Below are 22887 nucleotides of genomic sequence, written 5' to 3' on the forward strand. Positions count from 1 at the left end.
CCGCAGGCTGCGATCTTTTGATTTTGACTTTCAAAGCCAGATCAAAAGATCGCAGCCTCGTTGCACTCGTCAGCTCCTACAGAACCCAGGCGCCCCCGGGCGATCTTTTGATTTTGATGTTCAAGGCCAGATCCAAAGATCGCAGGGGTTTATCAATGGGCGTCGGCACTCGGCGCGGCGGGGGGTTGGACCTTGCGCATCAAGGGCACCATCGCCGTGGCGATGACGAAGCACACGCCGATCATCAGGAAGGTGTCGCCGTAGGTTTGCGTCTGCGCCTCCCGGTAAGTCAGCAGCCATAACTGCCGCAGGCTGGCGGTGACGCCAATGTCGCCGTTCTGACCCAGGGTGGCGAGGTTGCCGCCGACCTGCGACAGCCACTGATTCATCGCTTCGTTGCTGCTGTTCAGATGCTCGGCCAGCCGGGTGAAGTGCAGGTTGGTGCGATCATTGAGAATGGTCGCGCACGCGGCAATGCCAATCGCCCCGCCAAGATTGCGCATCAGGTTGAACAGCCCCGACGCATGCTTCAACCGCGCTGGCGCCAACCCGCCCAAGGTCAGCGTCACGGCCGGCGGCACCGCCAATTGCTGGGCAATTCCGCGCAGCGCCTGCGGCAGCATCAGTTGCCCCGCGCCCCAGTCGTGGGTGATCGGGCTGAACTCCCACATCGACACCGCGAACAAGCCCAACCCGACCATCATGATCCAGCGCAGATCCACGCGATTGGCCAGAAAGGCATACAGCGGAATCGCCATGATCTGGAACACGCCCGTGGAGAAAACCGCCAGACCAATGTCCAGTGCGCTGTAGCCGCGCACCCGCCCGAGAAACAGCGGCGTCAGATAAATCGTCGCGAACAGACCAATGCCGGTGACGAACGAAAAGAAGCAGCCGAGGGCGAAATTGCGATCCTTCAATGCGCGCAGATCGACGATCGGATTGGCCACGTGCAATGTCCGGCCAATGAACGCCAATCCAGCGAGGCCGCTGATCCACGCGGTGGTCAGAATGGTCTGGTCGCTGAACCAGTTCCAGCGCGGCCCTTCTTCGAGGGTGTACTCAAGACAACCGAGAAACAGCGCGAGAAAGACCATGCTCAGGTAGTCCGCGCCCTTGAGCAGCGACAGTTCCGGCTGGTCGATCTTCACCAGCATCGGCACCGCCACCGCGACGAAAATCCCCGGGATCAAGTTGATGTAGAACAGCCAGTGCCACGAGGAAATATCGGTGATCCAGCCACCAATCACCGGACCCATGGTCGGCGCCAGTGAAGCCACTGCACCAATGGTCGCCGCGGCAATCACTCGTTGTTTACCGGTGAAGAAAAAGAACGCCGTGGTGAATACCAGCGGAATCATCGAGCCGCCAAGAAAACCTTGCAGTGCACGAAAGGCGATCATGCTCTGGATATTCCAGGCGATGCCGCAGAGCAGGCTGGCGAGAGTGAAACCGACCGCCGACGCGCAGAACAACCAACGCGTCGAGAACACCCGCGACAGCCAGCCCGACAGCGGAATCACGATGATTTCGGCAATCAGGTAGCTGGTCTGCACCCACGCGGTTTCGTCGGTGCCGGCGGACAAGCCACCGCCGATATCACGCAGCGATGCCGAGACGATCTGGATGTCGAGCAGCGCAATGAACATGCCGATGCACATGGTTGCGAAGGCGAACACCTTGGTCGCTGTGGCCATGTCCGCCGGGTTGAACGGTTGCGCGGGGGCGGCGAGGGTGGCGCTCATGGCGCAACAGCCACGGCGCTGGTTTCAGGTTGGGCGCGGGTGTCGACTTCGGCCGTCACCGACAGCCCCGGACGCAGATGACCGAGCACTCCGTCGGCCGGATCGAGGAGGATGCGCACCGGCACACGCTGGACGATTTTGGTGAAGTTGCCGGTGGCGTTTTCCGGCGGCAAGACACTGAACTGCGAACCGGTGGCCGGTGCGAGGCTGTCGAGACGACCGTGGAATTCCTGACCCGAAAGCACATCGGCGCGAATGCTCACACGCTGGCCCGGCTTCATCCGCGCCAGTTGGTCTTCCTTGAAGTTGGCGTCGACCCACAAGCCGCTGGCCGGCACCACCGACAGTTGCTGCGAACCGGCCTGCGCATAAGCGCCGACCCGCGCACGGCGATTGCCGATGACCCCATCCATCGGCGCGCGCAGCTCGGTGTAAACGAGGTTCAATTGCGCCAGATCGCGTTCGGCGCGGGCTTGCTGGAGGGCGGCGCGGGCTTGCTGTTTTTGCGTGTCGATGACGGCGAGTTGGCGTTGCGCGGCAAGCAGTTCGGCCTGGGCGCGGGCACTCAGGGCCTGTGCGGTTTTGAAGGTGGCGTCGGCGCGTTGCGCACTTTCCACCGACACCGCATTGGTGGTCACCAGCCGTTTGTAGCGCGCGTTGTCATCCCGCGAACGCGCGGTTTCCGCGCCGGCCGCATCGATGCCGGCGCGGGCCTGGCCGATCACCGCTTGTTGCAGCTGTTCGGTGGCGTCGAGGTTGGCCAGCAACGCTTCTTCAGCGGCCACGGCGCCTTCGGCCTTGGCCAGATTGGCGCGGTAGTCGCGGGCGTCGAGGCGAATCAACACGTCGCCGGCCTTGACGTGCTGGTTGTCGCTGACCAGTACTTCGTCGATGTAACCGGCTACTTTCGGCCCGATCACCGTTACGTCGCCACCGATGTAGGCGTCGTCGGTTTCCTCGAGAAAACGCCCGGCGCCCCACCAATGCACGGCGTACACGCCGGCGAAGATCAGTGCGAGCAGGCCGGCACCGGGAAGCAACAGGCGTTTAAGCAGGGGAGGCCGGGTCTTCACCACAACAGGTTCGAGGGTGGGCATGCTGGTCATGGCGGAATACCTGAGGAAATGGATCGTTATTACGGCCATAATATGACGCAGGTAATATTTAGTCGCAATTGATTTTTGCAGCCGGTCGTCAGGTGCTTACTTGAGCCAGTGCCCCGGTGTGCTGCCGGTCATAGCCTTGAAGAAGGCGATAAACGCGCTGTCGCTGGCAAACCCCAGCTCGAAACCGCAGTAGCTGAGGCTGCGCCCGGTGGCGAGCAATTCCATCGAGCGCATCAGCCGCCATTGCTGGCGCCATTGTTGATAGCTCATGCCGGTGTCGCGCTGGAAGATCCGGCCGATGGTGCGGCTGCTGGCGCCGATCTGCCGTTCCAGCACTTGCAGCTCCGGGGGCAACTGCTCGGGCTGGGCCAATAGCGGAGTCAGGCGCTTGTCGCGAGGCAGTGGCAAGAGCATCGGTTGCTGCGCTGCTTCTGCCATTTCGCTCAGGCACAGGCCCAGCAGATGAGCGAATTTGCCTTGCTGCCAATCGGTGTCGAAATCCGCCGTGGCCATTGGCTCCAGCACCGCGCGCAGCAGCGCACTGACCTCTATCACACACACCTGCTGCGGCAGCTCGCGACAGAGTTCGGCGCTCAGATAGATCGAACGATAATCGACGCTTTGCTGCATCACCGCACGATGACTGACGCCCGGTGGAATCCACGCCGCCCGCGACGGTGGCAGCAGGCACAGTTGCTGGGCGAGGGTGATGCGCGTGCAGCCCTGACGAGTGAATAGCAGTTGCCCACGCTGGTGCAGATGCAAGCCGGAATCGTGGTCGCCCAAGGTCGCCGCGATGCCGATGACGGGCGCGGGATAACTGTCGGCGTCAAACGTTGCGTGGGCATCGAGCCAGGCCATGGGTTGTCCGATTTCAGCGATAAGTTGGCAGGATTCGGATAATACGCCAGCTGACGCTTCTTAAACTCCTCAGCGCTTTTACTTGAGGAGTGACAAAGGATGAACAACAGAAATCTGTTGCTGCTGGCGATTGCGCTGCTGATGTTTCCGCAGATTGCGCAAACCCTTTACAGCCCGGCGTTGGGCGATATCGGCCGGGTATTCAACGTTGGTCCGGAAGCGGCGGCACAAACCTTGTCGGTATATTTCCTCGCCTTTGCCGTGGGCGTGGTGGTCTGGGGGCGGTTGTGCGACCGCATGGGCCGACGGCCGACGATGCTCGCGGGGCTGGCGATTTACGCGCTGGCCACGGTGGTGGGGTTGCGGGTCGACAGTTTCACTGGACTGTTGATGGTTCAGGCAACGGCAGCATTCGGGGCGGCGGTCGGCTCGGTGGTCACGCAAACCGTGCTGCGCGATCGCTTCAAGGGCGCGGAATTGGCGCAGGTGTTTTCGCTGGTGGGCATCGCGCTGGCGGCCAGCCCCGCAATCGGTTTGTTCAGTGGCGCCAGTCTGGTTCAGGCTTTCGGCTATCGCGGTGTGTTGGGCGCGTTGTTGTTGCTGGCTTCGCTGCTCTGGGTATGGAGCGTTTACAGCTTGCCGGAAACCCGGCCGGAACAACTGCCACACGTCTGCCTGTGGGAAACCCTCGGGCGCATGTTGCGTGACCTCGGCATCTGGCGCTCGGCGTTGTGGGTCGCCGCGTTCAACGTCGCCTTGTTCAGTTATTACAGCCTTGCACTGTTCCAGTTTCAACGTCTGGGCCTGAGTGATGCCTGGTTCGGCTACAGCGGCGTGATCCTCGCGCTGGGCTCAGGTTTTGGAGCATGGTTCAACCGACGGTTACTCAAGGCGGGAGGCAATGCTTTGCAGTTGATTCGCCTCGCCGCCGTCAGCGGTCTGCTCGGTGGATTCGGCGTTTGGTGGCTGCAGGACAGCGTCGCGTTTGTGTTGCCGATGTTGCTGATCGTGTTGGCGTTCGGCATGGCGATTCCGAATATTCTCGGCATGGCACTGGTTGATTACGCTGATCGTTTGGGCACCGCCGGGGCTTTGTTGGGGTTGATGTATTACCTGTTGATTGGCGCTGGGTTGATGCTTGCCGGCTGGTCTCAGGCCCTCGGGGAAACCCTGATAGCGTGCAGCGCCGTGGCCCTGCTGTTGGCGATAAAGCCAATCAAAGCAATTGTTTAAGAAATGTAAGCGCTGTAGGAAGCGTCTTGCATTTGTGTAGGAGGGCTCCGACTATCACGATCATTGATGACATGGCATTACGCCATTTGATGATCGCAAGGAAGTTGCGTGCCGTATCCGTTTCGCGCTGTATTTCGTCGTCGTACCACGCGTTGCCCGCTGTTGTCGGCCTTTGTGTTGAGTGTCTGTGCCTCCTCGATTGAAGCGGCCGAACCTGTCGCGCCGGGCCAGGAAGTGCTGCGCCAGCAACAACAGCAGCAGCGCGATCTGCAACAACTGCAAATCGAACAGCGTCGTCGTCAGCTGGAGCGCGGCGCGTTCGGCCCGGCGCCGGTCACGCCGGCCGTCCCGCCAACCGTCACCGCCGATGAGCACTGCTGGCCGTTGAGCGGCACGCGCATCGGCGGCGTCACGCTGATCGACAGCGCCACACTCAACGCGCGCATCAAACCGCTGCTGGCACCGTGCGTGGGCGTCGGCCAGATCAATCATCTGCTGGCGACCATCACGGCGAGCTACGTCGACAAAGGCTACATCGCCAGTCGCCCGTACCTGGTCAGCGCCCCGGCGGCGGGACAGTCGCTGGATATTCGCGTTGACGAAGGCTACATCGAGTCGATCGAACTGGCTGATCAGAGCCTGCCGGTGTCCCTCGGTGGCGCATTCCCCAACATGCTCGGCGAGCCGTTGAACCTGCGCGATCTGGAGCAGGGCCTCGATCAGTTGAATCGCCTGCGCTCACTCGATCTCACCGCCGACATCGCCCCCGGCAGCCAGCCCGGTGCGTCGCGGATCATCTTGCGTTCGCGCGGCGCCACGCCTTCACGCTGGGCCTTGAGCGCGGGTGTCGACAACCTCGGCAGCGCCAGCACCGGGCGCGACCGCGACAGCGTCAGCCTGAGCCTCGACAGCCCGCTGCAACTCAACGATCTGCTGAGCGTCAGTGCCAGCGACACGCTCAATCAGGGCGATCGTTACAACCGCAACGCCAGTCTTTATTACGCGATTCCCTACGGCTACTGGACGTACAGCGTGTTCGCCAGCCATGCCGAATACCGCGCGCCGTTCAAACTGCCGAGCGTGACCTTTCACAGCACCGGCATCACCGACCAGGTCAGCCTGCGCGCCGACCGCGTGTTGTGGCGCGATCAGAGCCGTCAGCTCAGCGCCAACCTGCAACTGGCGCACAAGGACGTCGACAGTTATCTGGAAGACGTGCGCCTGGGCATTCAGAGCCCGACGCTGACCGTGGCCGAGGCCGGGCTCAACCTGTTCTGGCTCGACCGCGCGGTGTGGAACCTCGACCTCAATTACGCCCAAGGCCTGCGCTGGTTCGGTGCCGACAACGATTCGCAGCATCAGATCAACAACCTGCCCAAGGCGCAGTTTCGCAAATACCGCGCCGGCCTCAGCCAGTGGCGCAACGGCCAGCTCGGCGGGCAAACCTGGCAATGGCAGAGCCAGCTCAACGTGCAATACAGCCCGGACCCATTGCCGGCCATCGAACAACTGCTCGGCACCGACGATTCAGCGGTGCGCGGTTATCGCGTCAGCAGTGCGTCGGGTGCCAGTGGCGCGATCTGGCGCAACACCTTGCGCCTGCCGCTGCGTAGCGAATGGCCGGTGCAGATCACCCCGCGCGTGGGCCTCGACAATGGCTGGATCAAGGCCGATCACGGCGCTCAGGGCCAACGTCTGAGCGGCGCCAATGTCGGCCTCAACCTGGGCTGGAAAAATCTGCAAGTGGACGTCGATTACCAACGCGCCCTCAACACCCCGAACGGCTTGCAGCACGAGCCAGAAACCTGGCTGATGCGTGTCGGGGTGCAGATATGACCGCCACATGAACCGCTAACGCAGTGAACCAATAGCCGTCGGATCTGAGCGCGTCAGCCACGGCCAAAAATTAAAACGCGCGACGTGATGCCGTACTCACATGGAGACGTTTTTATGCCAGCCCACACCTTTGCATTTCATCTTTCGCCACGGGGCAAATTGCGCTGGGCGATTGCCAGCCTGTTCTTCGCCGTGCACCTGCCGAGCGCGATGGCCGGCGGCGTCGTGGTCGCACCGGGCCCCGGCGGCACCGCGCAATTGCAAGTCCAGGGCGGTGTGCCCATCGTCAACATCGTCGCGCCCAACGGCTCGGGCCTGTCGCATAACCAGTTCCTCGACTACAACGTCGACCGGCAGGGCCTGGTGCTGAACAATGCCTTGCAGGCCGGGCAATCGCAGCTCGCCGGGCAACTGGCGGCCAACCCGCAACTGCAGGGGCAAGCGGCGAGCGTGATCCTCAACGAAGTGATCAGCCGCAACCCGTCGGCCATTAATGGCGCGCAGGAAATTTTCGGCCGTGCTGCCGATTACGTGTTGGCCAACCCTAACGGCATCTCGGTCAATGGCGGCAGTTTCATCAACACGCCAAACGCCAATCTGCTGGTCGGTCGTCCGGAGTTGGTCGACGGCAAACTGCAAAGCCTGAACACCCGCGACGCCAGCGGTCAGTTGCAGATTCAGGGCGGTGGTCTGCGTAACGCTGAGGGCTCGATCAACCTGATCGCCCCGCGCATCGACAGCCAGGGCGCAATCAGCGCGCGCGATCAATTGAACCTCACGGTCGGCCGCAATCAGGTCGATTACGCCAGCGGCCAGGTGAAAACCGTGGACCCGGCGGGCAACACGGCTGATCAACGCATCGACGCCAGCCTGTTCGGTGCGATGCAAGCCGGGCGCATCAACATTGTCAGCACCGCCGAAGGTGCCGGTGTGCGCGTGGGGGCGGTGCAAGTCGCCGGTCGTGACGGCGTGCAGATTCGCTCTGCCGGTGACCTCACGGTCAGCGGTGAAGCCGTAGCCAACAGCCTCGACGTCACCCGCGCCGGGATTCGCAGCAGTCAGGGCGATGTCGGCTTGCATAGCGGCAAGGACCTGACCCTGGCGGCCACCGATGTCAGCGGCCGCGACGTTGCGGTCGACGCCAAGCGCAACCTGACCCTGAGCACGGTCGAAAGCCGCAAGCTTCAGGAAAAGCGTGAAAACTGGAACAACAGCACCATCGGCATCACCTGGGAAACCTACGATCGCACCCAGACCGACAGCGAATCGCGCCAGCACGGCAGCCAGATCGTCGCCAGCCGCGACGTCAAGCTGTCGTCCGGCCAAGACACTGAACTGAAAGCGGCCAAAGTCGAAGCGGCGAAGACGCTCGAGGTCAAAAGCGGCGGCGATCTGCGCCTGACCGCCGCCACCGACAGCCATACGCAGACCGATCAGGGCAATCATCGCAAACACCTGTGGAAAGCCGACTGGAACACCAGTAGCGAAGAACAGCGCAGCGTCACCAGCCAGTTGAAGGGCGGCAACATCGCCCTGCAAACCGCTGGACTGCTGCGCTCCGAGGGCGCTGAGCTGAACAGCTCGGGCGACGTGCAACTGGCCGGCAAACAGGTGGACATCACCACGGCGACACGAACCAACCGCAGCAGCGACAACCGTTATTCCGGTGACCTGGTCGGCGGTGGTTTCTTCGGCAAGACCGGCGATGCCGACAAAGGCCAGACCCAGCATCAGGGCAGCAAGATCAACGCCGCCGGCAAACTGATCGTCAAGGCTGACGACGTGCGCATCAGCGGCAGCCAGGTGCGCGGTGGCACGGAGGCGAGCGTGATCAGTGACAAGGGCTCGCTGATCATCGACGGCGTGCAGGACACCTCGCACAGCAACAACCACGACAAGGACAGCAAGTTCTTCGGTATCACCAAGGACGAGTCGCGGCAGAACCGCCAGGACAGCACCACGGTGCGCAGCGAACTGGTGTCTGACAGCAATCTCAAGCTCAAGAGCGCCAAGGACATTGAAGTGGCCGGCTCGACGGTCAAGGCTGGCGGTGCGCTGACAGCTGACGCGGCAGGGGATGTCAATGTGCACTCCACGCAGAACACCGCTGACAGCAGCGCCACCACGCAAACCCGTGGCTTCGATGCTTACGCCAAAGAGCAGAGCCCGGAGCAGTATCGCGCCGGCGTGCATTACGAAGACAAGCAGCAAACCGTGACCCGCAACGACGTCACCCAGCAAGGCTCAAGCCTCACTGGCGCCAGCGTGCAGGTGAAGGCCGGCGGTGATGTGACGATCAAGGGCGCAGAGGTCAACTCCAGCGCAGGCGATACCACGCTGACCGGCAAAAATGTCTCGTTGCTGGCTGAGCAAGACAGCCATAAAACCTCCACCGAGAACAGCAGCACCGGCGGCGGTTTCTACTACACCGGCGGCCTTGACCGTGCCGGCAGTGGCGTCGATTTTGCCCACAGCACGGCGCAGGACAGCACCGACAAAACCACCGCGCAAACCACCCAGGTGCAGAGCAGCGGTAGCCTGCACATCAATGCCGACAAAGTCACGACCGAGGGGGCGCAACTCAAGGCCGGTAATGGCCTGAATGTCGCCGCCAACGAAGTCGACAATCGCGCCGCCAGCAACACTGAAAGCAGCCACCATAGCGAGAGCAATTGGTCGGCGGACGTTGGCGCGAATGTCGAGTACAAGGACATCGCCCGGCCGATCGCCGGTGCCGTCAAGGACGTGCTCGCCGGCAAGGTGCCGGACAAAGACGCGCTGGCCAATCTCGGTCAACCGAACGTCGGTATCGATGTTGCGGTGGGCCATGGCAGCGCCAGCAACACCGAGCAAAACAGCAACGCCGTGGTCAGCCGTTTTGACGGCGGCACTGTCGACGTGAAGGTCGCCGGCACGCTGCACGACCAAGGCACGCAGTACAACGCTGGCGCCGGCAAGGTGAACATCAGCGCCGACACCCTGGTCGCCGATGCCGCGAGCAACACTCACAGCAGCACCGACAACAAGGTCGACGCCAAGGTCGACGTGCGCGTCTACACCAAAACCGGCGAAGACGTGAACGTTGCCGGCAGCGGCGCGGGTGGCAGCAGTACGTCCAGTAAAGACACGTCCACCGCCGTGGTTGGCGCTTATGCCGGCAGCCAGGGCGTGAACATCAAAGTCGGTGGCGACGGCCAATTCGAAGGCAGCCGTTTCGACGGCGGGCAGGGCGGCGTGAACATCAAGACCGCTGGCGATCTGGCGCTGAATCAGGCCAACGACCGCCAGCGCAACAGCGATGCCAGCCTGCGCGGCAATGGCTCGCTGACGGTCGGCACCTTGCCGGGCACCGATGGCAGCAACGTCGACCTTGGCGCCGGGTTCCAGCTCGATCACAGCGGCAAGCAAACCACTGACACGCAGGCCCATGTGGCAAGTATCAGCGGCAATGGCGTGCAGTTGAGCAGCGGCGGCAATCAGGTCCAGCAAGGCACGCAGATCGACAGCGCGGGTGCTATTGACTTGCATGCTGACGGCAAGCTCGATCTGCAAGCAGCCACCGCCACGCACAACGCCACCGGCAGCAATCTGGGCGGTGGCCTGAAGGGCGGCGGCAGCAAAACCAGCAGCGAGAAGAGCCGCGATCAGGGCGGCAATCTCAGTGGCAACTTCAACATCGGCCAGATCAATGAGCATTCGCAAGCCCTCAGCGGTGGGCAGCTCAATGCTTCGGGCGGTATCGCGTTGAGTGGCGATGCGGTGCACCTGCAAGGCACCCAGGTCGGCGCGCCGAACGTCAGCATCGATGCGCAGAAGGGCGGTTACGTGCAGGAGTCGGCGCAGTCGACCGACAGCCGCAATAACTGGAATGTCGCGCTGAATGCCGGCGGTAACCTCAGCAGCAAGAAACCGACCGCTGCTGATGAGCAAGCAAGCAGCGATCACGGCTTCAATGCCGGGGCCAAGGTTGGTGTCGATTACTCGCAAGGCACCACCCAGCAGAACAGCCAGATCAAGGCTGACACCGTGGCGCTTAGCAGTGCCGGTGATGCACAACTGGCGGGCGCGCGCATCGAGGCGAAAAAAGTCAGCGGCAACGTCGCTGGCGATCTGACTGTCGAGAGCCGTCAGGACAGCCGCAACCAGGCCAAAGTCGAGGTTGACCTGGGCCTGACCGCGAAGAAAAATCCACCGGGCGACAAGGAAAAACTCGCCGGCACCGATTACAAACCGACACTGAAAGCGCAGGGTGAATACGCGCACAAGGACAGCGTTACGCAGGCGTCCGGCCTCAGTGGCAGCCAACGTGTGAACCTGGCAGTGGGGGGCACTACGCAGTTGACCGGCGCGCGGATTTCGTCGGCTGACGGCAAGGTTGATCTGGGCGGTTCCAAGGTCAGCAACACCGAGCTGAACAACCGTGACTTCGGGGTCAAAGCCGAACTGGACCTGCCACAGAAAACCGAGGAAAACGTGCCCAGGGTTTCCCTTGAAAACGGCAACCTGAAAGTCGGTCCGGTCACCCTCAGCGGGCACCTGGACAGCCAGACCCTGCAGGCCGGTATCGACCACAAAGGCTAAAGGACCACCGTCAAACCTGAAGGTGTGAGCGTGCTCGCGATCGCGTTATTTCAGCCAAGCCATTGGGCTCTGAATACCGCGAAGTCGAGCAGGCTCGCGCCTTTTTTATTTCGTCCTCATGCCTTCAACGGAATATTTCGCATCGTGACCAGCGCGGTCGCGCAGAGTGTTTCCTTGCCTTCTTTCACCGCAAACAAATCGGCAGCCGCCACCGTGGTGTTGTGCGAGGCGTTGATGACGCGTCCTCGTGCCAGCAGCTTTTCACCGTCGGCGGGGGCGATCAGTTTGACGGTGAAATCGGTGGTCATGTTGATCCAGCCGGGGGGCAGCAGGGTGCCTGCGGCCGAACCACCGGCGAAGTCAGCCAGGGCGCCGATGATGCCGCCCTGGAAGTAGCCGTTGTGCTGGGTGAGTTCCTTGCGCGTGGGCTGCTCGATTTCACAATGGCCGGGTTTGAGGAAGTTGTAATGGAAACCCAGCAGTTTTGCCGCCGGCATACTGAGTACGGCGAATTGAACATGTTTGTCGAAATCAGGGTTGCTTGCAGTGAAATCTTCCATGGTCTTTATCCTTAACGTCTGCATTGATGAACGACACTAACCGAGCCATCGCTCGAGTGTTTTATCCATGTACTGAGCGCGTATTGCGTTGCGCATGATTTTGCCGCTGCTGGTTTTCAGCAGTTTCCCCGGCATCAGTAAAACGATGTCGTAGGGCGTTATTTCATTGTTCACCACCACGGCCTGACGGATCAGCGGGATAACGTCGTCGGCAAGCATTTTCTTGCGCCACTCCCGGCGTACTTCTTGAACAATGATCAACTTGTCCTCAGCGTCGGGCAGCGAAAATACCGCGCAAGCAGAATGCTCCAGGCCTTGGTGTGCGGACCACACGTTGTGCTCGATGTCCTGGGGGTAATAGTTCTTGCCGCGAATAATGACCATGTCTTTTATTCGCCCCGTTACATATAGCTCCCCCTGGTGAATAAAACCAAGGTCGGCGGTACGTAAATAGGTCGGTTGAATACCGTCTGATAACCGGTTGGAGAAAGTTTCCGCGGTGAGCGATTCACGCTGCCAGTAGCCCCGCGCAACATGCGCGCCGGCTATCCAGATCTCGCCGATGGCCAGCGGTGCACAGGCGCCTCCGCTGACGGGGTCAACGATCGCGATATGTGTGCCCGGCAACGCTGCGCCTGAGCTCACCAGCGTTTGGCTGAAGGGCGAATCGCTGGGCACAACCTTGCCCTCGCGCAGCGCCGGCCCGTCGACATCGAGGGTCTTCACGCCGATTCCCTTGATGCCGCCCGCCGCTTGTAACGTGCATTCGGCCAGGCCATAACACGGATACATGGCTGCCGGATCAAAGCCAAATCGCTGGAAGGCCGTTGCGAACGCTTGCAGCGTCTCGATGCGAATGGGCTCGGCGCCGTTGAACGCCAGTTGCCAGCTGCGCAGATCCAGTTCGATGTCCGGCTCACGTTCCAGCGCTTTGACACAGGCACCAAAAGCAAAGTTGGGCCCGCCGCTGGTGCGCGCCTGATACAGGGAAATCGCCTGAAGCCAACGCAGTGGCCAGCGCATGAAGGTGACGGGCGACATCAGCACACTGGTGGCGCCAACGTACAGCGGCTGCAAGATATTTCCGATCAGGCCCTGGTCGTGGTAATGCGGCACCCAACCCACGACGGTAGAGTCGGGATCGTGGCCGAACGCCTGGCGAATCATCGCCTGATTGGCAACGATATTGGCGTGCGTGACCATCACGCCTTTGGGCGCGGACGTTGAGCCTGAGGTGTATTGAATAAATGCCAGGTCCTGCGCCTCCACGCTCGGCCATGGCGCCGTCAGGCCCGGCGGTTGCGCGTCTGGCCAGTGGTCCATTTCGAGCCACAACGGCGATGGTTGCTGCTCGGGATCCTTGAGCGCACTGCTCAAGGCCTTGAGGGTAATGATCAGGCGCGGCGAGCAGTCATCGATGATGCCTTGCAGGGTGCGTTGCGAGCGCTTCTTGTTGGGCGGGCACAGGGGAACGGCGACGACACCCGCGTACAGGCAGCCGAGAAACGCGACGATGAAATCCAGCCCGGCGGGGAAGATCAATAACGCCCGGTCACCTTTTTGTGTGGTTTGTAACAGCCGCCCGGCAAATTGCCTCGCCTGGTTTCTCAGCTCGGCGAAGGTCAGCTGTGTTTCCGGCGCGAGTTTTTCTGACAGAAAAATATACGCTGGTTTATCCGGGCATTGCTCGTTATGGCGGTCGAGGCAGTCGGTCATCACGCGAAACTTTTGCATTCAGCCCTCCGGGTGCCGTCAGCGTTCAGCGCGTGATGAATGATGTCGACCAACGCTTGGGGTTGCGAGGAATGGAAGAAGTGGTCGCCACTCAATTCATGGAAATGGAAGGCGCCCGTGGTGCGTTCGCGCCAGGCCATCAGCTCAGCACTTTCAACCACCGGGTCGTGGGTGGCGTAGATGGCCGTGATCGGGCAATTCAGTCTGCGCGCCGGCTCAAAGTCATAACGCTCTACCAGGGCGAGGTCGCTGCGGATGACCGGCAACAGTGCATTCAACATTCGGTTGTTGTTGCCGATCGCGGCCGGAACGCCGCCGTAGGCGATCAGCTCGCCAAGAAACGCCGGGTCGGACAAGGTGTGGATCGGCGCGAGTCGAGCGGCCAACTGCGGCGCGCGTCGGCCCGACACAAACACGTGCGCAACCTGGTGCGGATTAACCAGTGAAAGCTTGCAGGCCACCTCATAAGCCAATATCGCCCCCATGCTATGACCATAAAACGCCAGTGGTTGACGTTCGTGGCACAGCTGTTCAGCGATTTGCGCCGACAGGCTGTCGACATCGGTAAACCGGGCGCGATGCGCAGGGCTGTCGAAGCAGGCGAGTTTGATTCTTCGAACGGAATCGGCGAGACGCGATCCCCATCCGTTGTACGTGGCGTTACTGCCGCCGGCATGAGGGAAACAGATCAGCGAGCGTGTCGGTGTGTGCATTTCAACCTGCCTGAGCGCGTCATACAAACTGGACATCGAGGGAGGACAGGCTGCGAACGATGAAACTGCCTGTCTGCCACGACGGCTTTTCGTCACGACGCACCCAGCGCGGCCCGTCCAGTAATCGTTGCAGCACGGTCTGCATCTGCCGCTCGGCCAATAACGCACCGAGGCAACCGTGCATGCCGTAGCCGAAGGCCAGATGGCCTTTGGTCTTGCGCTCGATGTCGAAGCGCTCGGCCCCGGCAAAGACCTGTTCATCCCGGTTGGCGGAACCCAGGCACAGCAGAATCTGATCACCGGCCTTGATGGTCTGGCCATCCAGGAGCAGATCCTTGGTGGCGAAGCGTTTGGTGTGTTGCAGCGGCGTTTCGAAGCGCAGCACCTCTTGCACACAACCGGCAATCAGCGCCGGTCGGTCTTGCAGCAACTGCAATTGATCGGGCTGTTCAAGCAAGGCATGAATGCCGTTGCCGATCAGACTTTTAGTGGTTTCATTGCCGGCAACGAAGCACATGATGCAGACGAAGATCAGCTCTTCGTCGGTCAGGCGGTCGCCGTCGATTTCCAGGGCCAGCAGTTGACTGATCAGATCCTGTTTCGGGTTGCGCTTGCGTTCGGCGATCACGCCGGACAGATAGGCCATGTATTCATCGAGCACCTGGCTGACTTTTTCGAAGTCGTCTTTGACCATCAATCCCGGTTCCAGAAGGAAGCGGATGGCATGGGTCCAGGTATCGATGGTCGCGTGCATTTCAGCCGGTAAGCCGATCCATTCGCACATCACGCGAAGCGGCAAGGGCTGCGCCAAGCCCGCGATGATGTCCATGCCGCCGTGCTTGTGAGCGTCTTGCAGCAGCGCTTGAGTTATCGTTTCAATCGAGTCTTGCAAGCCGTCGATGGCCACGGCCGAGAAAGCGATGTTCATCATCTTTCGCAAACGATGATGGTCGGGGTTCTCGGTGAAGACGATTGATTTGTAGGCCAGTCGCTGAAACGGCGCGTTGTCGCGACCAAACCGCGCCGCCTGGTTATCGACCTGTCTGGGAATGATGCTGGCGTTGCAGCTGCGGTCACGCAGGATGCTCATGACGTCGGCATGCCGGGTGACGACCCACATCCCTAGCACTTTGTGCAGCGGGTTCAGCTCGCGTAATTGACGGTAAACCGCGTATGGCGTCTCACGAAATTCAGCGGAAAAAGGATTGAAACGCGGCAATTGCGGCGGTTTGCCGGAGGACAACAGTTGGCCCTGAGCACCATCAGACATCGTGAGGTTCCTTCCACCAGATGGATTATCGAATGGCTTGCAGTTGCAGTCTCAGCAGTTGGATCTTGCCGAACTGAAATCCATAAGCCGACATCTTCAGATAGCGCAGATAACGCGCCACAATCGCCTCGCCGACACGTTGTGTCGCCACGGCTTTGTTGGCGGACAAGCGGCGATACCATTCTTCACAGGTTCTTGCGTAATCCAGCCGGCCGTTGTCGACCCGTTGGATTTCGAAAATGCCTTCCGCCGCTTTGGCGATCTCTGCCAGGGTCGGCAGATCGGCATTGGGAAATATGTCTTCGTTGAAAAAACGGCTGGCCTGGTCCCGGGACATCGCCCCGTAAGCGATGGTCTGCAGCGACAGTCTTCCTTCGGGTTTCAACCAGTCACGACAGGCCGTGAAGAAACGCCGGTAAATGGCAATTTTTTCCTCCACGCTGTCGGCGGGAGAGGCGAAGTGCTCGAACGCGCCGATTGAAATGATCCCGTCAAACGGTTCGGCGGGGGCGTACTCCTGCCAGTTTTTGATCTCCACAGAGACTTTCGAATAGGCCTGGCTGCGGACATAGGCCGCTTGTTCATCGCTGAGCGTCAAACCGGCGGCGTGCTTGATGTTGGGCAACTTCTCCAGGGCCGCCAGCACACCGCCCCAGCCACAGCCGATATCAAGCACCGATTGCAGGTTTTTCGCGCCTATCGCTTGAAGGTGATAGTCGATTTTTTGCGTTTGCGCGCTTTCCAGCGTTTCACTGTCGGCCCACACGGCGCAGGAATAGGACAGCGTCGGATCGAGCCAGAGCTCAAAAAAGTCGTTGCCGACATCGTAGTGATGACGTATCGCTTTCGACTCTTGTTGCAATCGATGTTCGGCGGTCAGGTCGTTCATTTTCCCGACTTCCCGGCGCCAGCGATGATCAGTTCGGCGACCGCTGTGATGTTGGGGTTATCGAACAATTCTTCTGCGGAAATTTCCACGCCGTATTCCTGTTCGATCTCAATCAGCAACGACACGGCCAGAGACGAGTCGAGCCCCAACTCGCTGAAGTCTTTATCTTCGTCAATAGTGCTGCCGGGCGCATTGAGCAGTTGGCTGATCTGGCCTTTGCACCATTGGATAGCCAGTTCTTTTGTGATCGGAGCAGATTCATAGGCGGTCATGATCGAGTGTTCCTTATTGTTGGGTTTGGACGTTTCTTTTTTTGCGACTGGTTCTGCGCTGCACGGTGGGCACGCGTAGATCCCAGGTCAGCCCCACCAGGCTCAAGCCACGGATAAACCAGTAGCCGGGATCGAAGGCCGCCCATTGCAGCCCGAAAGAAGGTGATTCGGGAAAGGCATGGTGGTTGTTGTGCCACGACTCGCCAAAGGTGAATAAGCCGAACAGGCCACCATTGCGGCTGTGGTCTCTGGATTGATAGGGGCGGGTGCCGAAGCGGTGCAGCAGGGAGTTGATGGACCAGATGATGTGGCCGACGACAAACATTCTGACCGCGCCGCCCCACAGGAAACCGCTCACCACGCCCCACAACGACTGGCTCAGCAGGCCGCCGAGGATGGCCGGGGCGACGAGCCCGAGAATCACCCAGGTGTAGTAATGACGCGCGGTCTTGGCAATGAGCGGATCACGGATCAGGTCCGGCGCGTAGTAGGCGACGTTGGGGTAGTCGTGTTCTTTCATCCAGGTGAAGTGCGAGTGCACCAGCCCTTTGATCAGGCCTTTGAAACCGGGGCCTTGCAGGTTGGGCGAGTGCGGATCTCCCGGCTGATCACTCAATTCGTGGTGACGCCGATGCATGGCGACCCACGACAGCAGGGCGCCTTGCCCGGCCATCGAACCGAGGATTGTCAGGGTCACAGCGACGGCAGGCCTGGCCTTGAATGAACGGTGCGTGAAATACCGGTGGTAACCGACACTGACACCGATTCCGGTCAACGCCCAGAAGGCGATAAACAGTCCGATATCGACGCCACTGACCGGAATATAAAACGCCATTATTCCCGCCAGGATGACACCCAGTACGGGAAGCACATCGAACATTAAAAAATGCTTGCGTTGCAGTCGATGGAAATACGGGCTGCTGATCGCTTTGCGTTTTACATCTTTGGTTTGGCTTTTATCTTGCGGAATCTGATCCAGCTCGGGTAAACGCGCAGCACTGTCCATCGTCAATCGCTCCGTGACAAATCGTATATACGCTAGAGGTGACCGTTACTCTCGTTATGGACAGTAACGGTGCTGTCGCCTCAACTGACGACTAGAAAAGACGCACTGGCCCGCACCACTCGCTCTTCGCCAACGCTGATATAGCTATTGGCGAACACCAGGCGGCTGCCGGTCTTTTGAATGTCAACGCTGGCTTCCAGCCAGTCGCCGATCTTGGCCGAGCCGGCAAAGTCGGTGGTGAGTGTCGTGGTGACGAGTTTGAGCGGGGGATTTTTCGAGAAAGCGGTGTTGTAGCCCAAGGCAACATCCGCCAGCGCCATGAACAACCCGCCATGGGCGAGTCCGCGCGCATTGGTGTGTTTTTCTTCTACACGAATGCCAATGGTCAAGCCTTCGGCATCTTTGCGATAAAAGAACGGACCGAGCAGATCGAGGAAGGGGCTGGTTCGGAACAACGGTTCGAAATTGTGCGGAATATCCATTTCGCGCTCCTTTTTATTGTAATAAGCACATGGGTTTTTATATTTTTCTGGATCACGGTAATGCGCAGGCTAATAGCCTGTTGATTGTTCAGGGAAGAAGTCGGCGACGAACTGCAGTGCGCAACGCCGGCGATCTGGCGAGTGGACGATTGATAGCGCTGAGCAGGCTTTGGTCTATGGACAGACCACGACGAAGAACGATAGCGGCGGCGTCATAGCGAGCGCCTGCCAAGCTGATCGATCCTCTGTTGAGCGGGATGACGGTCATTTTATCGTCCATGATATTAAGCAGTCGCATGAACGTAGCAGCGGATCCGGGCTTGTCAAATCGCTTTGCCTGTTGTTTTTTAGCGTTGAAAGCGCGACCGCTCTAACTCAGGTGCAAGGCGATCATTTCTGAATGCGACAGTCGCCACCAGGCTGGAATGATTTGCCGGGCTTAATAGGAAGCATTACTATTCACGCTCCTTTCTTCAGCACACCGCCCAATCCCCCATGCGTCCCCGCAGACCCGGCTTTTTCGAGCATTACGAAGAGTTGATCGGCACCTGGACTCGCCGCCTGCGCAATCGTGCGCAGGCCGAGGATCTGGCGCACGACACTTTTTTGCGGGTGCTCGAATCCGATTCGGCGGCGGTGCAGCAACCCCGGGCGTATTTGCACCAGACGGCGCGTAATATCGCGGTCGACGGTTACCGACGTGAGGATCGGCGAGGCGCCATGGAGTCGGAGGCGATCGATCACAGTGCGTCGTCGTCCGGCGACCCGGAGCATTACATGCATGCGATCCAGTTGGCCGATTCCATCGAACGGGCGCTCGGCGAACTGCCGGTCAACTGCCGGAAGATTTTTGTCTGGCAGAAGATCGAAGGGCTGACCCAGGCGGAAATCGCCGATCGCCTGGGGTTGTCCAAGAACATGGTCGAAAAGTATATGATCCGCACCCTGCGGCATTTGCGTGATCGCCTGGACGGGTTGCAGTCGTGAATGGGCGTTATGGCGAAAAGATCGCAGCCTTCGGCAGCTCCTACAGGGGGTTGTGTGTCTTTATATTCCCGGCCGGACAGGACATTCCATGATGGATACTCGTGATTGCGCGTGCGGGCAAACCACCGTGCGCGATGACGCGGCGCGCTGGTTTGTGCGTTTGCAGGAGCCGGCCGTGAGTGCCGACGAGCAGCAGCGCTTCGACGTCTGGCTGAACGAACATCCGCAACACCGCGATGAATTTCAGTTGCTGCAGGGGCTGTGGACAGCGGCTGATTTGTTGCCGGTGCCGCGCCTCAAAGCGCTGGTTGAAACGCCGCCGCCGCGCCGCGAACGGCGGCCGTTGTTGCGTTATGCCGTGGCCGCCAGTGTGGTGGCGGTGGCACTCGGTCTCGGCTTGTTCAGCGGTTTGAATCATCCGGGCGGTTATAGCGCCGAATTCAGCACGGCGTTGGGCGAGCGCAAACACGTGGCGCTGCCGGACGGTTCGGTGATCGATCTGAACAGTCGCAGCCGCTTGCAGGTGCGCTTTGAAAAAGATCGCCGGTTGATCGAATTGAGCGAAGGCGAGGCGATGTTCAGCGTCGAGCACGATACCTCACGACCGTTCGTGGTCGAGGCCGGCAGCGGCAAGGTGACGGTCACCGGCACGCGATTCGATGTGCGTCGCGACGTCACGCAAACCCGCGTGGCGGTGGAGCAGGGCACGGTGAAAGTGCAGGGGCACAATGCGCCGGACAATGAATTCATAAGTCTGACTGCCGGCCTCGGCACTTACGTTGATGCGCAGGGCAAAGTCGCCGCAGCCTATGCGGTCAACCCAGCGGAACTGACCGCGTGGCGCAGCGGCAAACTGGTCTTCAACAATGCCAGCCTCAGCGAAGTAGCCGCCGAAGTGTCACGTTATCGCGAGAAGCCGCTGACGGTCAGCAACCCCGCCGTGGCCAGCCTGCGCCTGACCAGCGTGTTCAAATCCGATAACACCGAGGCTTTGCTCAAAGCCTTGCCGAGCATCCTGCCGGTGGCGGTTCGCACCCATGCGGACGGCAGCCAGGAAATAATTTCAAAATAAAATTCAGGTTTTTTTCGAGTTCATCGTCTTCCTGTTCAACTGCAACTGGTTTGCATTAACAGCCGCACACTCTTGCGATCCACAGGACTACGTACGACGTGAAAACCACCACTGCCCACAATAAAAAATCCCCTTGGTTACCGCTGGCCCTCGCGCTGGCGGTCAATGCGGCGATGCCGCTGGCGTATGCCGGTGAAGCGATTCATATCCGCGCCCAGCCGTTGGGGCAGGCCCTGAGTGAGCTGGGTCAGCAAACTTCGCTGCAAGTGTTTTTCAGCCCCGATTTGGTTGCCGGCAAACAGGCCCCGGCGGTCGATGGCGACATCTCGCCGGAACAAGCGCTGCGCCAGTTGCTGCAAGGCAGCGGTCTCGATTATCAGATCAACGAAGGTTCGGTGACGCTGTCGCCCGCGACGACTTCCGCCGCCGGCAACGGCCCGCTGGAACTGGGCGTCACCGACATCAAAGTGGTCGGCGACTGGCTCGGTGACGCCAACGCCGCTGTGGTGCAAAACCACCCCGGCGCGCGCACGGTGATTCGCCGCGAAGCGATGGTCGAGCAAGGGGCGATGAATGTCAGCGACGTGCTCAAGCGTGTGCCGGGCGTGCAGGTGCAGGACAACAACGGTACCGGCGGCAGTGATATTTCCCTCAACGTCGGAGTGCGTGGCCTGACCTCGCGCTTGTCGCCGCGCTCGACTGTCTTGATCGACGGCGTGCCCGCCGCGTTCGCCCCTTACGGCCAGCCGCAACTGTCGATGGCGCCGATTTCATCGGGCAACCTCGACAGCATCGACGTCGTCCGTGGCGCCGGTTCGGTACGTTATGGGCCGCAGAACGTTGGTGGCGTGATCAACTTCGTCACCCGCGCGATTCCGGAGAAAGCCACCGGTGAAATCGGCACCACCCTGGAAACCACCCAGTACGGCGGCTGGAAACACATCGACAGCGCGTTCCTTGGCGGCACTGCCGACAACGGCATGGGCGTGGCGCTGTTGTATTCCGGCGTCAATGGCAACGGTTACCGCGAGCGCAACAACGGCAACGACATCGACGACGTGCTGCTCAAGACTCACTGGGCGCCGACCGATCAGGATGATTTCAGCCTCAACTTCCATTACTACGACGCCAGCGCCGACATGCCCGGCGGTCTGACGCAAAAGCAGTACGACGACAAACCGTACGACTCGGTGCGTGACTACGACCAATTCAGTGGTCGCCGCAAAGACGTGTCGTTCAAGTGGATTCGCCAGATTGACGAGCGCACCCAAGCCGAAGTGCTGACCTATTACACCGACAGTTTTCGCGGCAGCACCATCGCCGCCCGCGACCAGAAAACACTCAGCTCGTACCCGCGTTCCTACTACACGCTGGGCATCGAGCCACGGGTGTCGCGAGTGTTCGATGTCGGCCCGACCAGCCAGGAAGTCAGCGTCGGTTATCGCTATTTGAAAGAGGCAATGCACGAGCAGTCGAGCCGGCTGGCGCTGGTCAACAATCAGCCGGTGGTAACGCCGACGTCTGACGGTCATGTGTTCCAGGATCGTACCGGCGGCACCGAGGCTAACTCGGTCTACGTCGACAACAAGATTGACGTTGGCAACTGGACGATCACGCCCGGCATTCGCTTCGAACACATCAGCACTGACTGGCACGACCGCGCCGTGCTCGACACCGCCGGCAAACGCGTGCCGGAGAAAAACCGCAGCATCGAAAGCAATGAACCGCTGCCGGCGCTGAGCGTGATGTATCACCTGTCGGACGCCTGGAAACTGTTCGCCAACTACGAAACCTCGTTCGGCAGCCTGCAGTATTTTCAGCTGGGGCAGGGCGGTTCGGGTGACCAGACCGCCAACGGCCTGGAGCCGGAGAAGGCCAAGACCTACGAAATCGGCACTCGCTACAACGATGATGTTTGGGGCGGGGAAGTGACGCTGTTCTACATCGACTTCGATGACGAACTGCAATACATCAGCAACGACGTCGGCTGGACCAACCTGGGGGCGACCAAGCATCAGGGCCTTGAAGCGTCGGTGCATTACGACATGGCGGCGCTGGATCCGCGCCTTGATGGTCTGACCGCCAACGCCGGTTTTACTTACACCCGCGCGACCTATGAGGGCGAGATTGCGGGCTTCAAGGGCCGGGATCTGCCGTTCTATTCGCGCCAGGTGGCGACGGTCGGTTTGCGTTATGACATCAACCGCTGGACCTACAACATCGACGGTTTCGCCCAGTCGAAACAGCGTTCGCCGGGTACCGGGTTGAATGCCGATGGCAGCTTCAACGGCAACTACATCACCGAAGGCACGGCGGACGGGCAGTACGGCGATATTCCCGGTTACGTGACCTGGAACGTGCGTGGCGGCTATGACTTCGGGCCGCAGGTGTCGAATTTGAAGTTGGGCGCGGGGGTGAAGAATATCTTCGACAAGCAGTACTTCACCCGTTCCAGCGATAACAATTCGGGGATGTACGTGGGGGCGCCGCGCACGTTCTTTGTGCAGGCGAGTGTTGGTTTTTAACTGATCGTTCCCACG

Annotated in this window: 17 protein-coding genes; 6 read left to right on the plus strand and 11 right to left on the minus strand. The window is 60.4% G+C overall.

Annotated features, from left to right (window positions below; all coding sequences use genetic code 11):
• Positions 1–152 precede the first annotated feature (152 nt).
• The 3 genes from PMI37_RS22605 to PMI37_RS22615 form a co-directional block, all read right to left on the minus strand.
• Positions 153–1745, minus strand: a complete 1593-nt coding sequence (locus tag PMI37_RS22605; protein ID WP_008085359.1) for a DHA2 family efflux MFS transporter permease subunit — start codon at positions 1743–1745, stop codon at positions 153–155.
• Positions 1742–2851: an HlyD family secretion protein gene (locus PMI37_RS22610; protein ID WP_008085361.1), complete on the minus strand. Its 1110-nt coding sequence runs from the start codon at positions 2849–2851 to the stop codon at positions 1742–1744. Before PMI37_RS22610 ends, PMI37_RS22605 begins: the two co-directional genes overlap by 4 nt.
• 96 nt (positions 2852–2947) lie before the next feature.
• Positions 2948–3712 carry an AraC family transcriptional regulator gene (locus PMI37_RS22615; RefSeq protein ID WP_008085363.1) on the minus strand — a complete coding sequence of 255 codons (765 nt, stop codon included), beginning with the start codon at positions 3710–3712 and terminating at the stop codon, positions 2948–2950.
• A gap of 99 nt (positions 3713–3811) precedes the next feature.
• Between PMI37_RS22615 and PMI37_RS22620 the strand changes: the two genes are divergently transcribed.
• From PMI37_RS22620 to PMI37_RS22630, 3 genes are all read left to right on the plus strand, one after another.
• On the plus strand, positions 3812–4945 hold the full coding sequence (locus PMI37_RS22620; protein ID WP_008085369.1) for an MFS transporter: 1134 nt from the start codon (positions 3812–3814) through the stop codon (positions 4943–4945).
• A gap of 108 nt (positions 4946–5053) precedes the next feature.
• Positions 5054–6781 carry a ShlB/FhaC/HecB family hemolysin secretion/activation protein gene (locus PMI37_RS22625; protein ID WP_008085370.1) on the plus strand — a complete coding sequence of 576 codons (1728 nt, stop codon included), beginning with the start codon at positions 5054–5056 and terminating at the stop codon, positions 6779–6781.
• A gap of 114 nt (positions 6782–6895) precedes the next feature.
• Positions 6896–11362, plus strand: a complete 4467-nt coding sequence (locus PMI37_RS22630) for a hemagglutinin repeat-containing protein (RefSeq protein ID WP_008085371.1) — start codon at positions 6896–6898, stop codon at positions 11360–11362.
• 116 nt (positions 11363–11478) lie between these two features.
• Here PMI37_RS22630 and PMI37_RS22635 read toward each other — a convergent pair whose 3' ends face one another.
• From PMI37_RS22635 to PMI37_RS22670, 8 genes are all read right to left on the minus strand, one after another.
• Positions 11479–11922: a PaaI family thioesterase gene (locus PMI37_RS22635; RefSeq protein ID WP_008085372.1), complete on the minus strand. Its 444-nt coding sequence runs from the start codon at positions 11920–11922 to the stop codon at positions 11479–11481.
• A gap of 36 nt (positions 11923–11958) precedes the next feature.
• Positions 11959–13638, minus strand: a complete 1680-nt coding sequence (locus PMI37_RS22640) for a fatty acyl-AMP ligase (protein WP_202949189.1) — start codon at positions 13636–13638, stop codon at positions 11959–11961.
• A complete protein-coding gene (locus PMI37_RS22645; RefSeq protein WP_008085374.1) occupies positions 13638–14369 on the minus strand; it encodes a thioesterase II family protein in 732 nt (243 codons plus the stop codon). Before PMI37_RS22645 ends, PMI37_RS22640 begins: the two co-directional genes overlap by 1 nt.
• Positions 14370–14388: 19 nt before the next feature.
• Entirely contained in the window at positions 14389–15639 is a 1251-nt protein-coding gene (locus PMI37_RS22650; RefSeq protein ID WP_008085375.1) for a cytochrome P450, read from the minus strand.
• 25 nt (positions 15640–15664) lie between these two features.
• On the minus strand, positions 15665–16528 hold the full coding sequence (locus PMI37_RS22655; protein WP_008085376.1) for a class I SAM-dependent methyltransferase: 864 nt from the start codon (positions 16526–16528) through the stop codon (positions 15665–15667).
• Entirely contained in the window at positions 16525–16800 is a 276-nt protein-coding gene (locus PMI37_RS22660) for an acyl carrier protein (RefSeq protein WP_008085377.1), read from the minus strand. Before PMI37_RS22660 ends, PMI37_RS22655 begins: the two co-directional genes overlap by 4 nt.
• 13 nt (positions 16801–16813) lie before the next feature.
• A complete protein-coding gene (locus PMI37_RS22665) occupies positions 16814–17806 on the minus strand; it encodes an acyl-CoA desaturase (RefSeq protein WP_008085378.1) in 993 nt (330 codons plus the stop codon).
• An 80-nt stretch (positions 17807–17886) separates the two neighbouring features.
• Entirely contained in the window at positions 17887–18288 is a 402-nt protein-coding gene (locus PMI37_RS22670; protein ID WP_008085380.1) for a PaaI family thioesterase, read from the minus strand.
• Positions 18289–18783: 495 nt separating this feature from the next.
• Between PMI37_RS22670 and PMI37_RS22675 the strand changes: the two genes are divergently transcribed.
• The 3 genes from PMI37_RS22675 to PMI37_RS22685 all read left to right on the plus strand — a co-directional run bounded on the left by PMI37_RS22675 (position 18784) and on the right by PMI37_RS22685 (position 22872).
• Complete coding sequence (locus PMI37_RS22675; protein ID WP_008085382.1) at positions 18784–19275, plus strand: sigma-70 family RNA polymerase sigma factor; 492 nt, start codon at positions 18784–18786, stop codon at positions 19273–19275.
• Between the two features lie 88 nt (positions 19276–19363).
• A complete protein-coding gene (locus PMI37_RS22680; protein ID WP_008085384.1) occupies positions 19364–20347 on the plus strand; it encodes a FecR family protein in 984 nt (327 codons plus the stop codon).
• Between the two features lie 98 nt (positions 20348–20445).
• On the plus strand, positions 20446–22872 hold the full coding sequence (locus PMI37_RS22685) for a TonB-dependent siderophore receptor (protein WP_008085393.1): 2427 nt from the start codon (positions 20446–20448) through the stop codon (positions 22870–22872).
• Positions 22873–22887 lie beyond the last annotated feature (15 nt).

The organism is Pseudomonas sp. GM80, from assembly GCF_000282515.1.
Classification (GTDB): Bacteria; Pseudomonadota; Gammaproteobacteria; order Pseudomonadales; family Pseudomonadaceae; genus Aquipseudomonas.

Bases quoted from the DNA above. Each gene is read 5' to 3' on its own strand.
- PMI37_RS22665 (WP_008085378.1), bottom strand. From the start codon at position 17,806: ATGGACAGTGCTGCGCGTTTACCCGAGCTGGATCAGATTCCGCAAGAT.
- PMI37_RS22655 (WP_008085376.1), bottom strand. From the start codon at position 16,528: ATGAACGACCTGACCGCCGAACATCGATTGCAACAAGAGTCGAAAGCG.
- PMI37_RS22635 (WP_008085372.1), bottom strand. From the start codon at position 11,922: ATGGAAGATTTCACTGCAAGCAACCCTGATTTCGACAAACATGTTCAA.
- PMI37_RS22650 (WP_008085375.1), bottom strand. From the start codon at position 15,639: ATGTCTGATGGTGCTCAGGGCCAACTGTTGTCCTCCGGCAAACCGCCG.
- PMI37_RS22675 (WP_008085382.1), top strand. From the start codon at position 18,784: ATGCGTCCCCGCAGACCCGGCTTTTTCGAGCATTACGAAGAGTTGATC.
- PMI37_RS22680 (WP_008085384.1), top strand. From the start codon at position 19,364: ATGATGGATACTCGTGATTGCGCGTGCGGGCAAACCACCGTGCGCGAT.
- PMI37_RS22615 (WP_008085363.1), bottom strand. From the start codon at position 3,712: ATGGCCTGGCTCGATGCCCACGCAACGTTTGACGCCGACAGTTATCCC.
- PMI37_RS22620 (WP_008085369.1), top strand. From the start codon at position 3,812: ATGAACAACAGAAATCTGTTGCTGCTGGCGATTGCGCTGCTGATGTTT.
- PMI37_RS22670 (WP_008085380.1), bottom strand. From the start codon at position 18,288: ATGGATATTCCGCACAATTTCGAACCGTTGTTCCGAACCAGCCCCTTC.
- PMI37_RS22645 (WP_008085374.1), bottom strand. From the start codon at position 14,369: ATGCACACACCGACACGCTCGCTGATCTGTTTCCCTCATGCCGGCGGC.
- PMI37_RS22605 (WP_008085359.1), bottom strand. From the start codon at position 1,745: ATGAGCGCCACCCTCGCCGCCCCCGCGCAACCGTTCAACCCGGCGGAC.
- PMI37_RS22660 (WP_008085377.1), bottom strand. From the start codon at position 16,800: ATGACCGCCTATGAATCTGCTCCGATCACAAAAGAACTGGCTATCCAA.
- PMI37_RS22640 (WP_202949189.1), bottom strand. From the start codon at position 13,638: ATGACCGACTGCCTCGACCGCCATAACGAGCAATGCCCGGATAAACCA.
- PMI37_RS22610 (WP_008085361.1), bottom strand. From the start codon at position 2,851: ATGACCAGCATGCCCACCCTCGAACCTGTTGTGGTGAAGACCCGGCCT.
- PMI37_RS22630 (WP_008085371.1), top strand. From the start codon at position 6,896: ATGCCAGCCCACACCTTTGCATTTCATCTTTCGCCACGGGGCAAATTG.